This window comes from Actinoplanes sp. CA-051413, from assembly GCF_050955795.1.
GTDB lineage: Bacteria > Actinomycetota > Actinomycetes > Mycobacteriales > Micromonosporaceae > Actinoplanes.
The window spans coordinates 1164913-1177980 of the sequence record NZ_CP192100.1 but is presented as its reverse complement, the minus strand read 5'-3'; the positions used below and the strand labels follow the sequence as shown (position 1 = coordinate 1177980).

The window sequence follows — 13068 nt, the reverse complement described above, 5'->3', positions numbered from 1 at the left end:
CCTTGACAAAGTGGAATTCAGTCCGATGTAACTAAGCGTTCTCGTCGCGCCGCTCGCCGGCCGCCGGGCCGTCGATCCGGTCCACGCCATTGACCTCGGCATCCATTGCCGAGGTGGGCGCGTCGGAAGGGTCCGCCGCAGCGCCGGGGCCACGCGGCGTGGCCCCGGGTCGCTGCAGGTCCGCATCGAGCCGAGCGATCTCGGCGGCCCGCTCGGTGGCCGCCGGATCCGGGAAACTGTCGGGAAGCCGACGCAACCGCTTGTTCATGTTGCGGATCAACAGGACTGTGCTTATGGCCATCAGCACGATGATGAACAGACCCATCGGACCGGCGAGGCCGCCCGATCGGGTATCACCGAAGTTGTTGACCGCCACCACGAAGTCCATGACCTTCACGGTACGCCTCAGCGGGCCTCGACCCGCTCGCGGATGCCGGCGAAGAGGTCGGACTCCGGCAGCGGGCTGTCGACCAGCGAGCGGACCAGCTCGAAGTCCTCCGTCGGCCACACCTTCTGCTGAAGCTCCATCGGCACGTGGAACCAGAAGCCGTCCGGGTCGACCTGGGTGGCGTGGGCCCGCAGCGCGTCGTCGCGGACCTCGAAGTACTCGCCGCACTCGATCCGGGTGGTGATCTTGTCGCCGCGGTCCGGCCGCTCCTCGCTGCGCTCGAGCCACTCCTTGTACGGCGATTCGAGACCGGCCGCGAGCATGCCCTCGTGCAGGGCGAGCATCCGGGCGCGGGTCCAGCCCGAGTTGTAGTAGAGCTTCAACGGCTGCCACGGCTCGCCCAGCTCGGGGTGCTGCTCGGGGTCACCGGCCGCGTCGAAGGCCACCACCGAGATCTTGTGGCACATGATGTGGTCCGGGTGCGGGTAGCCGCCGTTCTCGTCATAGGTGGTCATGACGTGCGGCTTGAACTCGCGGATCAGCTTGATCAGCGGGATCGCGCCCTCGGCCGGGTCGACCAGCCCGAAACAGCCCTCGGGCAGCGGCGGCAGCGGGTCACCCTCGGGCAGGCCGGAGTCGACGAAGCCGAGCCAGGCCTGGTCGACGCCGAGGATGGACCGGGCCTTCTCCATCTCGGCCCGGCGGATGTTCGCGATGTCGGCGATGACCTCCGGACGGTCCATCTTCGGATTGAGCACGCTGCCGCGCTCGCCACCCGTACACGTCGCGACCAGCACCTCGACGCCCTCGGCGACGTAGCGGGCCATCGTGGCCGCGCCCTTGCTGGACTCGTCGTCGGGGTGCGCGTGCACCGCCATGAGACGCAACTGCTCAGCCACTGATTTCTCCCTCGACCGGGCCTTGTCGTCAGGACCCCGGTGCCGGCTGCGAAGATGGACACGGCCATTCTGGCCGATGGCACCGACATATTTCGCAGGAGAGGTCCCCCTGGTGAGCGAGACGCGCGCCACAGCTCCGGTATTCCCGCCGGGCCGCTACGGGCGGCGCCGCGACGGACGCCGCCGGTTGCTGCTGCCCGCCCTGCTCGCGCTCCTGATCGGGATCGCCGCCGTGTTCCTGGTGATCCGGCTCTACGGGCAGTATGGCGACCCCGACTACGACGCACAGATCGTCGGCTGGTCGGACGTCACCGACAAGCAGATGACGATCCGCTTCAAGGTCCGGGTGCCGGCCGGGGGCTCCGCCACGTGCGGCCTGCGCGCCCGCGACTACGGTGGCGCGGAAGTCGGCCGCCGCACGGTGACCGTCTCGGCCGCGGGATCCGCCACGACGATCGACGCCAGCGAGGTCGTTCCGACGACAGCCAAGGCCGCCGTCGGCGACGTCGTCCGGTGCGCGGCCGCGGGCTGACCCCCCGGGTGCCGTGCGCACCGCTGGTAAGCTTGGTGATTCGCTCCGTACGCCTGTTCGTTCCACCCGTACGTTCAAGGAGAAGAGTCTGTGACCAGTTCAGAGGCGTCGAAGACCTGGCTCTCCCAGGACGCTTACGACCGGCTGCAGGCCGAGCTCGACGAGTTGATCGCAGCCCGGCCGGCCGTCGCCGCCGAGATCAACGCCCGCCGCGAGGAGGGCGACCTCCGCGAGAACGGCGGCTACCACGCCGCGCGCGAGGAGCAGGGCAAGCAGGAAGGCCGGATCCTCTACTTGAAGGAGTTCCTGCGCAAGGCGGAGGTCGGCGACGCGCCCAGCGCCGACAAGGTGGCACCGGGCACGGTCGTCACGATCTACTTCGACGACGACAAGAGCGACACCGAGACGTTCCTGCTCGGCTCGCGTGAGATCGCCGCGACCACCGACTACACGGTGTACAGCCCCGAGTCGGCCCTCGGCAAGGCGATCCTCGGCGCGGGCCCGGGCGACACCGTGACCTACACCGCCCCCAGCGGCGCGGACATCAAGGTCACCGTGGTGGAGTTCGCCCCCTTCGGCGGCTAGCCCGCAGACGCGAGATCCCGCCGGACCCGCTCGACGGGTCCGGCGATCTCGTGATCGATCCGCTCCGCCTGCTGCTCCGTCAGCACCACGCCGGCCGCCTGCTGCGGCCGGCTCTCCAGCATCCGGGCCCGCAGGCCGGTCGGCGGATGCGACGCGAAGAGCGACGTCTCGTCACGCTTGCTGAGCTGCCGCAGCACCGGTACGGCGGGAGCCAGGTTCGCCCGCGCGACGACGGCAGCCTCCTGCCACGCCGCACCGGAGCGCTGGGCGCGGGCTTCCCGCCGGATCACCGTGTCCAGCGCATCGTGCAGCAGCAGCACGTCCAGCAGTCGCACCGCGGCAGCACTCCCGGCGGCCCGCGCCGCGATCTCGTCGGCGAGGTATTCCGTGCGCTGGGCGTCGCGCTGGCCGATCCAGACGACCAGCAGCTGCACACTCATGATGAGGTGGGCCAGCACCCACTGCACGGCTGAGATGATCATGTCGACGATGCCGTTCCCGCCCTCGCCGTTCGGATGGGTCAGCGACGCCAGCCGTCCCAGCGTGGTCAGCGCGACGTGCTCGAACGGGCCCCGCCGCAGGTCCCCGTTGACGAAGTGGCCCAGCTCATGGCCGATGAGCGCGACCCGTTCCTGCGGATCGAGCGCGGACCAGAGCGACGCACCGAGACAGAGCACCCGCCGTCGGCGCAGCCCCACTGTGGTCGTGTACGCCCCCAGCGAGTGGTCCAGCCCCACGAGATGCGGCACCGGGGCACCGGTGTGCGCGGCAACCCGGTCCACCAGGGACCATAGTTCCGGCGCTTCGGCGCGGTCCAGGAAATGTGCCTCGTCGTCCAGGCTGCCGAAGCGGGGACGCAACGCCCCGGCCAGGACCAGCAGCACGACCCCGGGCACGATGGTGAGCTGCGGGAAGTCGTACAGGATCAGCCACACGCCGAAGCCGGCGAGCAGCGCGACGAAGAGCAGCAGGAGCACCCCGACCGTCAAGGTCACCACCCGCGCCGCGGTGGAGCCGCGCTGCCGCAGCGGCCCACCGGCCAGCTGGGCGAACTGCCCGGTGGTCAGCCGCCAGGCGACCCGGTGGGTGGCCCGGTCCGCCCACTTCCAGCCGAGCTCGGGCCGGCGGCGGTCCGGTTCGAAGAGGTCGAGGTTCCACTCGCACGACGGGCACCAGGGTGCGGCGGTGCGGGCGGTCACGGTGGCGGCGGAGCACCGGGGGCAGGTCACGACAGGTGATCATGCCGGACGGCGCGGTTCGGCGGCGTCCCGAAAATCAGGGTGTTCCGGACAGCAGGGTCAGTGGGTAGCCCTGGCTGCGCAGTGCGCCGATCAGGGCGGCCGAGTGGTCCGGGCCGCGGGTCTCGACCGAGAGCTGCACCTCGACCTCGCCGAAGCTCAGCCGCGGGTTCTGCCGCGAGTGGGCCACGTCCACGATGTTGGCCCGCTGCTCCGCGATCTCCGCCAGCAGCCGGGCCAGCTCGCCGGGCTGGTCGCCGGTGCGTACGGCCAGGCGCAGGAAGCGGCCCGCCGACACCAGGCCGTGCTCGATCACCCGTAGCAGCAGCATCGGGTCGATGTTGCCGCCGGACAGGATGGCCACGATCGGCGGCTTCAGGTCGACCTTGCCGGTGAGCAGGGCCGCCACCGAGGCGCCGCCGGCCGGCTCCACCACCATCTTGTGGCGTTCCAGCAGCACCAGCAGGGCCGCCGACAGGTCCTCGTCGGTCACCGTCACCACGTCGTCGACCAGCTTGCTGACGTGGGCGAAGTTCAGTACGCCCGGGCGCATCACCGCGATGCCGTCGGCGATGGTCGCCGAGCGGTCCAGGGTCAGCGGCTCCCCCGCGGCCAGTGAGGGCGGGTAGGCCGCCGCGCCGATCGCCTGCACGCCGATGATCCGGATGTCCGGGCGCAGCGCCTTGGCGGCCACCGCCACGCCCGAGATCAGGCCGCCGCCGCCCACCGCGGTGACGATGGTGCCGACGTCCGGGCACTGCTCGAGGATCTCCAGGCCGACGGTGCCCTGCCCGGCGATGATGTCGCGGTGGTCGAACGGGTGGATCAGGATCGCCCCGGTCGCGTCGGCGAACTCGCGGGCCGCCGCCAGCGCGTCGTCGACTGTCGTGCCGGCGTACTCGATCGTGGCGCCGTACCCCTTGGTGGCCGAGACCTTGGGCAGTGGCGCGCCCTCCGGCATGAAGACCGTGGACCTGGCGCCCAGCAGGCTGGCCGCCAGGGCGACGCCCTGGGCGTGGTTGCCCGCGCTCGCGGCGACCACGCCGCGGGCGCGCTCGGCGTCGGAGAGCCGGGAGATCCGGGTGTACGCCCCCCGCACCTTGTACGACCCCGCACGCTGCTGGTTCTCGCATTTGAGCCACGTCGGCACGCCCAGCGTGCGGGTCAGCGGCATCGAGTGCTCCAGCGGGGTGGTCTTGACGACCCCGGTGAGCAGGGCTCGGGCGGCCTCGATGTCGGCGAGCTCCAGCAGATCGGTCATGAGTCGAATCGTGCCACCCGGCTCATACGAAGGCGTGACGAGGCCACGGGTTCGCCACCTCTAGTTGCCCGGCGATCGCCAGCAGCAGCAGCTCCGAGTCGGGCGGTCCGACGAGTTGCACGGCGATCGGCAGGCCGTCCGGGCGCAGGCCGACCGGCACCACGATCGCGGGCAGCCCGGCGATGTTCCACGGCGCGGCGTACGGCGCGTACGCCATGTTGACCTGCATGTTGCGCCGCCAGCTGCCCGCGGCGTGCCCGTCGGCGGGTGGCGGCGCCGTCGCCAGAGCGGGCGTGAGCAGCACGTCGATGCCGCTGTCGGCGAAGAACTGGATGCTCTTCTCCCGCCACGCGTCCCGCTGCTGCTGCTTGACCCAGCCGCGCCGCCACACGAACTTGCCGAGCGCGATGTGCCGGCGGGTGCGCGGCTGCAGGGTCCGGACGTCGAGCCCGGCGGCGTCGGCCTCCCGGTATGCGCAGGCGAACCAGGTCAGCAGCCCGGCCAGGCCGACCGCAGTCGAATACGGCGGGTCGGCCGTGACCGTGTCGTGGCCCACGCCGACGAGCAGCTTGGACGCCTTCGCCACTGCCTCGCGGTTGGGCTCGTCCGGGCGTACCCCGGCGACCGGGGAGCGCAGCGAGACGCCGACCCGCAGCTTGTCCGGCTGGACCAGCTTGGCCGGGGCGCGGCCCGCCATGACGCTGAAGCCCAGCGTGGCGTCCGCGACCGTGGTCGCCAGGACGCCGTTCTCGGTCAGCCCGAACCAGCCGTCGATGCCCAGGTCGCAGGGGATCACGTCGCGGCCGGGCTTGAGCCCGACCAGGCCGCAGCAGGCGGCCGGGATGCGCACCGAGCCGAGACCGTCGTTGCCCTGGGCGATGGGCACCAGGCCGGCGGCGACGGCCGCGGCCGAGCCGCCCGAAGAACCCCCGGGGGTACGCTCCAGCGCCCACGGGTTGCGGGTCGGCTCCTCGGCGCCGTCGGTCGTGCCCCACAGTCCCAGCTCGGGCATCCGGGTCACGCCGACCACCACCGCGCCGGCCCCGCGCAGCCGCCGGACCACCTCGTGGTCGTCCTCGGCCACGGCGGACCGCGCCGCCGCCGAGCCGTGCCAGGTCGGCAGGCCGGCGACGGGCGTGTTCTCCTTCACCGCGACGGGCACGCCCGCCAGCGGCAGGTTGGCCAGGTCCTCCTGGTCGTCGACCTTCTCGGCCTCGGCGATCGCCTCACCGGCCCGCACCACGCGGAACGCCGCGATCGCCGGATCGGAGATCGCGATCTGCTCCAGGTGATCGGCCACGACCTGGGTGGCTGTCGTGTCGCCGCGCCGCACCGCACGCGAGATCTGCTTCGCCGTGGCACCCACCCACGTGGTCGCCAGGTTCTCCATGGCCCGTCTCCGTCTGTCTAAGCCCTAGCCGAGCGCCTGCTCCAGATCCGCGAGCAGATCGTCAACGGTTTCGATGCCGACAGACAGTCGCACGAGATCGGCGGGGACTTCAAGCGGTGAGCCCGCGGCGGACAGGTGTGTCATCTGTCCCGGGTGCTCGATCAGCGACTCGACGCCGCCCAGCGACTCGGCCAGGACGAACAGTTTGGTCCGGTTGCAGATGTTGATCGCCTGCTCAGGGCCGCCGGCCGCGCGGAACGACACCATGCCGCCGAAGCGTGACATCTGCTTGGCGGCGGTCTCGTGTCCGGGATGCGACTCCAGCCCCGGGTAGAGCACCTGGCCGACGGCCTCGTGGTCCTGGAGATAGGAGACGATCCGCTCGGCGTTGTCACAGTGCCGGTCCATGCGTACGCCGAGGGTCTTGATGCCGCGCAGCGTCAGCCAGGCGTCGAAGGGCCCGTTGACCGCGCCCATCGCGTTCTGGTGGAAAGCGAGCTGATCGCCGAGCTCGTCACCGGAGGTGACCAGGGCACCACCCACGACGTCGGAGTGCCCGCCGAGATACTTGGTCGTCGAGTGGATGACCACGTCGGCCCCGAGCGCCAGCGGCTGCTGAAGGTAAGGAGAGGCGAACGTGTTGTCGACGGCGAGCATCGCGTCGTACTCGTGGGCCAGCGCGCCGAGGGCGGTGACGTCGGCGATGTTCAGCAGCGGATTGGTCGGCGTCTCGGCCCAGATCAGCCGGGTGTGCCCGGGACGGAACGCGGCCCGCACCGCGTCCAGGTCGCTGAGCGACACGGCGGTCCAGTCCAGGCCCCAGTTCTCCGCGACCTTGGCGAAAAGCCGGTAGGTGCCGCCGTACGCGTCGTCCGGGATCACCACGTGGTCGCCGGGCCGGCAGACCGCGCGCAGCAGGGTGTCCTCGGCGGCGAGCCCGCTGGCGAAGGCGAGGCCACGCCGGCCACCCTCGATCGCGGCGAGGCACTCCTGGAGGGCGTCGCGGGTCGGGTTGCCCGAGCGGCTGTACTCGTAACCCAGCCGCGGGGCGCCGACGGCATCCTGCGCGTAGGTGCTCGTCTGATAGATAGGCGGCACCACCGCCCCGGTGCGCGGATCCGGGTCCTGCCCGGCGTGGATGGCCAGAGTGTCGAAGCCGTACGTGTTACCCGTCATGAAAGGCAAGGCTAGTCTGCGCTGATGCCCGACTGCCTGTTCTGTTCGATCGTGGCGGGTACGGTTCCCGCGTTCCGGGTGGTGGACACCGAGGACGGCGTCGGTTTCCTCGACATCCGCCCGGTCTTCAAGGGCCACGTCCTGGTGGTGCCCCGCCCGCACGTCTCCCAGCTGACCGACCTGCCGCCTGAGTTGCTGCCGGGCTACTTCGCCCTGGTGCAACGGGTGGCTGCGGCGGTCCCGTCAGCCCTGGGCGCCCAGGGAACCTTCGTGGCGATCAACAACGTGGTGTCACAGTCCGTGCCTCACCTGCACACGCACGTCGTACCCCGGACCAAGGGCGACGGGCTCCGCGGCTTCTTCTGGCCGCGGACGAAGTACGCCTCCGACGAGGAGGCGCAGTCGTACGCGGACCGGGTAAGGATCGCGCTGGACGGGGCGTTGTAGAGGGCGGATGAGAGGAGTGACCGTGTTCCTGCGGTACAAGAAGCTCGACCTGCCTGGTGTTGTGGCCGGCCACGATGCCGAGATGCCGGTGGCTGAGAAGCACACGGTGCTCGGAACCCCGCTGAAGGGCCCATGGCCGGCCGGATACGAGACGGCCGTGTTCGGCATGGGCTGCTTCTGGGGAGCCGAGCGGATCTTCTGGCGGCTGCCCGGGGTGTACTCGACCTCGGTGGGTTATGCGGGTGGGACGACCCCGAACCCTACGTACGAGGAGACCTGCTCGGGGCGAACCGGGCATGCTGAGGTCGTGCAGGTGGTCTACGACCCGGCGAAGATCAGCTATGAGCAGTTGCTGAAGGCGTTCTGGGAGAACCACGACCCTACGCAGGGGATGCGCCAGGGGAACGATGTGGGGACTCAGTACCGGTCGGCGATCTACACGACTACGCCTTCGCAGGCGGCCGTGGCGTTGGGTTCGGTGGAGGCGTTCCAGCCGGTGGTTACCAAGGCTGGGCGGGGGCAGATCACTACTGAGATTGCTCCGCTGGGGGCGTACTACTACGCCGAGGATTACCACCAGCAGTACCTTTCAAGTGATAAAAACCCGAACGGGTACTGCAACCACGGGCCGAACGGGATGACCTGCCCGATCGGCGTTGCCAAGACCGCTTAGTTGTTCGCATCGAGGTGTCCTCGTACGCCTGAGGGCACCTCGGTTCATCTGCCTGCCATCCCGTCGGCCGTCGACCCACCCACCGGGGAGCGGGCCGACGCCGGGGCCGCCACGGCTCGCCCGGCGGTAGGTATCGACGAAGGATGGCGGTCCCGGCGGCGGTCTGCTCGGCTTCGCCTGGGGCGACGGACGGCGGGATGGCTTATCCCATCCCAGAGGTCCGAGATCTTTGTGTTGTACCGCGTGGTTGTCGGCCGATCTCGTCAATGCACGATGTAGCCCGCGCGTCGGCCGATGCCGGCGCTTGCGCCGCCAGCAGGCCAGGCGCGACTGGCTCAGCAGACTGGGCTATGCGCCGGGGTCGTCGCGAACGAAGACACCGACGCCGGGCAGCGTCTCGGTGATCTCCTTGATGCGGAGGATCTGCATGGCCCGGTCGATCACGGGCTCGGTCACCTCGTAGTGGGCGATCAGCTCGCGGCGACTGGGCAGACGTGAGCCGGGCGGGAACTCGCCAGCTTTGATGCGCTGCTGGAGGTCGTCAGCGATCTCTTCGTATCGGTAACGCGGTGGCACAGGTGATCTCCTCGGTTGGCACTTCCGAGTAGAGCACCGATGACTAGCCCTTGACTACCCAACGCTAGCTGTGGGAGGTTGGCCATACGTCTCCTCGGTTGGCGCTTGGGAGACACTGACAGCGAGGTCGGAGGTGATGAGCCGACCCGTGGTCGAGGTGAAAGCCCGGAGCAACCGTGATGCTCCGGGCTTTCGTCTGTCCACTCTGCCCTACGCCTAGCAGAGCGATCGATGGCCCTGCAGTGCGGCTGGTCGAACCGGCCTAGCGGCAACCAACCAAGCCGCTGCCCCGTCCATACATAGGCCGCCTGATTAGGCGATGGCCTAGCATCCAGGTAGGTATGGTTTAAATTTCTCAATAGCTAGCCGCTGTATCGACCGCCGAAGTCGGACCATCGGCCGGTTATCCCGTCGTAGAAGTTGACCACCAGAGGCAAAGCGACCTGCGTAGTGAAGGACTCAAAAATCCACGCGAAGGTTGGGTGACGACTCGAGTCCAGAATCGAAGGCTTGTATCGCACAAGTGATGAAAGATAGAAGACGAGTAGATACCTGGCCAAGGCACAGTTCATGGGGATAAGGCCAGCGCGATCGATTGTGGGGCACAACATGAAGTCGCACGTCGGGATAAGCGAGTTATCCGCCATCGTCCGCAAGCTCGGCGCAGTTACCGCGGCCAACTTAGAGATCCCTGTGTGCGGCGGCGTAGTTTTTCGAGCTTGGTAAAAGCGAAGTGTCATTGGGTTGATACGTACGCTCGCGCCGATCATTTGCCGCCAGTTGGGCGGGGGAGCCATCTGCTGAAACTCTGTTTCGATGGCTTGGGTGCTGCCTTCACCCGGATCTTTAAGAAAGCCATTGAAGAAGGTCAGAACACTGCTCCATGCTGCGTCAGGGGTCATCGCGGCCACATGGAACGCTTGAAGTGGTCGATGAACGCCCAGTCCAGCTTCCTCTACCTCCATTGCAACCTCAGGAACGTACTTCAACAGTTCCAAGATTGACAGCTCGGTATTCGGAGGTAGCTTCGTTCCCATTCTCTTCTCGTACAGGCGAGGAAATACTCCGTCTGCCATAACCCTCAAGCGATCGACGCTCGGGTCGCCGGCGTTCGCAATATCATGAGATATCCCGTGGTAAATCTTAGTTTGATAAACTCGATCTGGCACGGTTCGAAGCAGTTCCGCCTTGGCCAGCTGCAGTGCACAGTAGTATATTAAAAGCGACGCTGATGTATCCGATACTTTTTCTGCGGCGTCAAAATATGTCCGCGCCTGCCTGACGTATCCGGAAAACTCTCGCCAAAGATCAATCGGATTATGCGCACCAGCCTGAAACAGGGTTACGCCTGCATTCTCAACTTCGGCTAGGGTGCGAAGGCTAGACCAGGCAATAGTATTGCTTAAGGGCTCAGGATGCGCGACTACACCCTTGTCTGAACTGTTTGGCGGAATTGAAACTGTTGTCCCATACGCGCGCTGCGGCGTAGTCGAGCCATGCGACCGCCGCTCAAAACTAAATGGTTGAAGGAGGCGATCCGCCTCGTCCAGGTACTTCCGCTGCCGCTCAACCGGGATACTGAGATCTTGGTCGTAGGAGACGATTTCGATGTACTGAGTGTCACCGTCGGCCCTCGAGGACACCACTTCGAAGATTCCTGAGCCTTCGAGCACGGCGAGCGCGTCGCTCAGGGAAGACTGCGCCCCGGAGAACTGCTGGCGGAAGGCTCCATATGCAATCACATGTACTCCAGCACTCGATTCGGCACACTCCGTGGATACGGGCCCCGGGTCGACAGCGTGCCACTGTCACTAGCCGGCGTACAGGTCGACTTGTCCGCCGCCCCCCCTGGTTCCCCCCGCTACCAGATGCCTCAGCCGTAGGCGTCCCCGTACCGCTGCGAGTCGCTGGCGCTCCGGTCGCCCGGTATGGGCGGCTGCTGCACTGGCTGCAAGCCGCTTCCACTGCCGGGCTCCGGCACGGCCACGGCCCGCACCTGGTCGACGAGCAACAGTGAAGGCGCTTCAGCAACTCCCACGTGGACAGCTACTCTATGCGACGAGCCAAGTACGGCAGCGTACCCAGATCACGGAGGATCTAATGTCGTCGTCGCCCAGCATGGTTGCCCTACGTGCACGAGCGGATTTAATGGCGTACGGCGAAGATAAGGCGCTAATGCTGTTCGCGCTCGAGCTCAATTTCAGCATAGGAGATATCGATTCAGTAGCCGCAGTCGCGCTAACGGATCATTCCAATGACAAGAAGTGCGACCTGGTATACGTCGACCGAGACGCTGGAATCCTCGTATTCGCTCAGGGTTACGTCGCTCAGAATGACCAGAAGTCCGAAGCCCCCGCCGGCAAAGCAAGTGACCTCAACACCGCTGCAACTTGGCTATTGACCGGAGCGCTAGACACCCTGCCGGAGGCACTCAAATCCGCTGCACTCGAGGTCCGCGATGCGCTTCTGAGCGACAAAATTAACGAAGTCCACGTCTGGTACTGCCACAACCTGCCTGAGTCGCAAAATGTTGCGGGCGAACTCGCACAAGTGCAGCAGACGACCGTCAGCCTACTAAGGACGCACTATCCGAAAACGTCGGTGAACGTGTCAGTTCTGGAAATTGGAACCGCCACGCTGGACGAGATGTACCGACGCACGCAGGCTCCGATCATCGTTGCCGAAGAATTGGAGATCCAGGTTCCAGGCGGTTTTGAGGTGACCGGCGATAGCTGGCGCGCTTACTGCACTTCCGTCCCAGGCGAATGGCTGCGAGAACTCTGGATCAAACACAAGGCCGACCTAATGTCGCCGAACGTACGAGAATATCTCGGCGTAGTTCGAAGTGACCGAAACATCAATAATGGCATCAAAACAACCGCAAAGGAACTGCCCGGCCGGTTCTGGATCTACAACAACGGACTCACGATTCTTGTCAACAACTACGAGGTGGGCGCGAATTCCGCTCAGCCCGGGGCCACGCTGCGGTTGACGGGCGTCGGCATCATCAACGGTGCACAGACAACCGGATCTATTGGGACGCTGTCAGAAGCTGACGCTTCTGGTTTGAAAGACATGCAGGTGATGGTCCGCTTCGTTTCCTGCAGTGACCGCGACGTACTTGCCGAGATCGTGAGATACAACAATAGCCAAAACAAGGTCGAGGCTACCGACTTCCGCAGTAAGGACGCAGTGCAAGACAGGTTGCGGCATGAGTTCTCCACGGTGCCTGATGCCGATTACCGGGGTGGCCGACGTGGAGGAATTCGGGATGCAATCGAGCGCTCGAAGTTCCTACTCGCGGATCAGACTGTCGCCCAGTCTCTGGCAGCGTTCCAGGGCAAGCCGAATTTGGCATACAATGAGACGCGGAGAATCTGGGAGAACGATGGGGTGTATGCGAGCGTCTTCACCGATCATACGACTGCCCGACAGATCGTGCTGACTTATTCGCTACAAAAGGCAGTAGAGGAAGTCAAGCGTGAGCTGTCCCAACTTCCCGAGGATGGTCGTACGGCGTCTCAACAGAAGCATTTAGGTTTCCTTCGTCGTCGCGGCTCCATCACACTGCTCGTTGCCGCGGTTGCGGAAAGCCTGGAGAGCGTAACCGGTCACGTGATTCCAGATCGGCGGTCGCTCGAATTCAAAGATAATTGCAGCCCAGCGGAAGGCGTCGAGCGCTGGCGGCCGCTGGTTCAGGCACTACTGCCTTTCGTCAATCAACTGACCTCCGCAGCCGACAACGACTTGAAAAACAACGAGCGCGTAAGAGACGCGTTAGAGAAGTTCCAATCGATGGTGGAGGCGACCGTGGAGTCCAACGACAAGATCTACACGCAGTTCAAACAGCACCTCAAGCTTTAGGCAGCACGGCTCCACCATCCAAGAGGTCAGAGTCCCCGC

General features: G+C 66.4%; 13 protein-coding genes. 5 read left to right on the top strand and 8 right to left on the bottom strand.

The features are described from left to right. Positions 1–31 precede the first annotated feature (31 nt). Together ACQP2Y_RS05620 and mca are read right to left on the bottom strand one after the other, a co-directional pair. On the bottom strand, positions 32–388 hold the full coding sequence (locus tag ACQP2Y_RS05620; protein WP_433725190.1) for a hypothetical protein: 357 nt from the start codon (positions 386–388) through the stop codon (positions 32–34). A 17-nt stretch (positions 389–405) separates the two neighbouring features. Then, a complete protein-coding gene (gene mca / locus ACQP2Y_RS05615) occupies positions 406–1287 on the bottom strand; it encodes a mycothiol conjugate amidase Mca (protein ID WP_360823092.1) in 882 nt (293 codons plus the stop codon). A gap of 112 nt (positions 1288–1399) precedes the next feature. Between mca and ACQP2Y_RS05610 the strand changes: the two genes are divergently transcribed. Next, complete coding sequence (locus ACQP2Y_RS05610) at positions 1400–1819, top strand: DUF4307 domain-containing protein (RefSeq protein WP_433725187.1); 420 nt, start codon at positions 1400–1402, stop codon at positions 1817–1819. Between the two features lie 90 nt (positions 1820–1909). Beyond that, positions 1910–2404, top strand: a complete 495-nt coding sequence (gene greA, locus ACQP2Y_RS05605; protein WP_360823098.1) for a transcription elongation factor GreA — start codon at positions 1910–1912, stop codon at positions 2402–2404. On the opposite strand, the gene ACQP2Y_RS05600 is transcribed toward greA, so the two are convergent. From ACQP2Y_RS05600 to ACQP2Y_RS05585, 4 genes are read right to left on the bottom strand one after another with little or no spacing between them, the layout of a single operon-like run. Then, the gene (locus ACQP2Y_RS05600; RefSeq protein ID WP_433725185.1) at positions 2401–3633 is read right to left on the bottom strand and encodes a M48 family metalloprotease; all 1233 of its coding nucleotides are present in this window, start codon (positions 3631–3633) and stop codon (positions 2401–2403) included. The genes greA and ACQP2Y_RS05600 overlap by 4 nt on opposite strands. Positions 3634–3679: 46 nt before the next feature. Next, positions 3680–4903, bottom strand: a complete 1224-nt coding sequence (gene ilvA, locus ACQP2Y_RS05595) for a threonine ammonia-lyase (RefSeq protein ID WP_433725183.1) — start codon at positions 4901–4903, stop codon at positions 3680–3682. Positions 4904–4925: 22 nt separating this feature from the next. Further along, positions 4926–6293, bottom strand: coding sequence for an amidase (locus tag ACQP2Y_RS05590; protein ID WP_433725181.1), 1368 nt, complete (start codon positions 6291–6293; stop codon positions 4926–4928). 24 nt (positions 6294–6317) lie between these two features. Then, positions 6318–7469 (bottom strand): cystathionine gamma-synthase, encoded by a 1152-nt coding sequence (locus tag ACQP2Y_RS05585; protein WP_433725179.1) that lies wholly within the window; start codon positions 7467–7469, stop codon positions 6318–6320. Between the two features lie 24 nt (positions 7470–7493). Between ACQP2Y_RS05585 and ACQP2Y_RS05580 the strand changes: the two genes are divergently transcribed. Continuing rightward, positions 7494–7916: an HIT family protein gene (locus tag ACQP2Y_RS05580; protein ID WP_433725177.1), complete on the top strand. Its 423-nt coding sequence runs from the start codon at positions 7494–7496 to the stop codon at positions 7914–7916. Positions 7917–7938: 22 nt separating this feature from the next. After that, a complete protein-coding gene (msrA, locus tag ACQP2Y_RS05575) occupies positions 7939–8589 on the top strand; it encodes a peptide-methionine (S)-S-oxide reductase MsrA (RefSeq protein ID WP_433725175.1) in 651 nt (216 codons plus the stop codon). 348 nt (positions 8590–8937) lie between these two features. Here msrA and ACQP2Y_RS05570 read toward each other — a convergent pair whose 3' ends face one another. After that, entirely contained in the window at positions 8938–9165 is a 228-nt protein-coding gene (locus ACQP2Y_RS05570) for a winged helix-turn-helix domain-containing protein (RefSeq protein WP_433725173.1), read from the bottom strand. Positions 9166–9527: 362 nt separating this feature from the next. Further along, positions 9528–10907 carry a YaaC family protein gene (locus ACQP2Y_RS05565; RefSeq protein ID WP_433725171.1) on the bottom strand — a complete coding sequence of 460 codons (1380 nt, stop codon included), beginning with the start codon at positions 10905–10907 and terminating at the stop codon, positions 9528–9530. Between the two features lie 271 nt (positions 10908–11178). Here ACQP2Y_RS05565 and ACQP2Y_RS05560 point away from each other — a divergent pair, with 271 nt between their 5' ends. Beyond that, positions 11179–13029: an AIPR family protein gene (locus ACQP2Y_RS05560; protein WP_433725169.1), complete on the top strand. Its 1851-nt coding sequence runs from the start codon at positions 11179–11181 to the stop codon at positions 13027–13029. Positions 13030–13068 lie beyond the last annotated feature (39 nt).

Excerpts from the sequence above, each read along its gene's own strand:
- ACQP2Y_RS05620 (WP_433725190.1), bottom strand. The coding sequence starts at position 388 with ATGGACTTCGTGGTGGCGGTCAACAACTTCGGTGATACCCGATCGGGC.
- ilvA (WP_433725183.1), bottom strand. The coding sequence starts at position 4,903 with ATGACCGATCTGCTGGAGCTCGCCGACATCGAGGCCGCCCGAGCCCTG.
- ACQP2Y_RS05590 (WP_433725181.1), bottom strand. The coding sequence starts at position 6,293 with ATGGAGAACCTGGCGACCACGTGGGTGGGTGCCACGGCGAAGCAGATC.
- ACQP2Y_RS05585 (WP_433725179.1), bottom strand. The coding sequence starts at position 7,469 with ATGACGGGTAACACGTACGGCTTCGACACTCTGGCCATCCACGCCGGG.
- ACQP2Y_RS05580 (WP_433725177.1), top strand. The coding sequence starts at position 7,494 with ATGCCCGACTGCCTGTTCTGTTCGATCGTGGCGGGTACGGTTCCCGCG.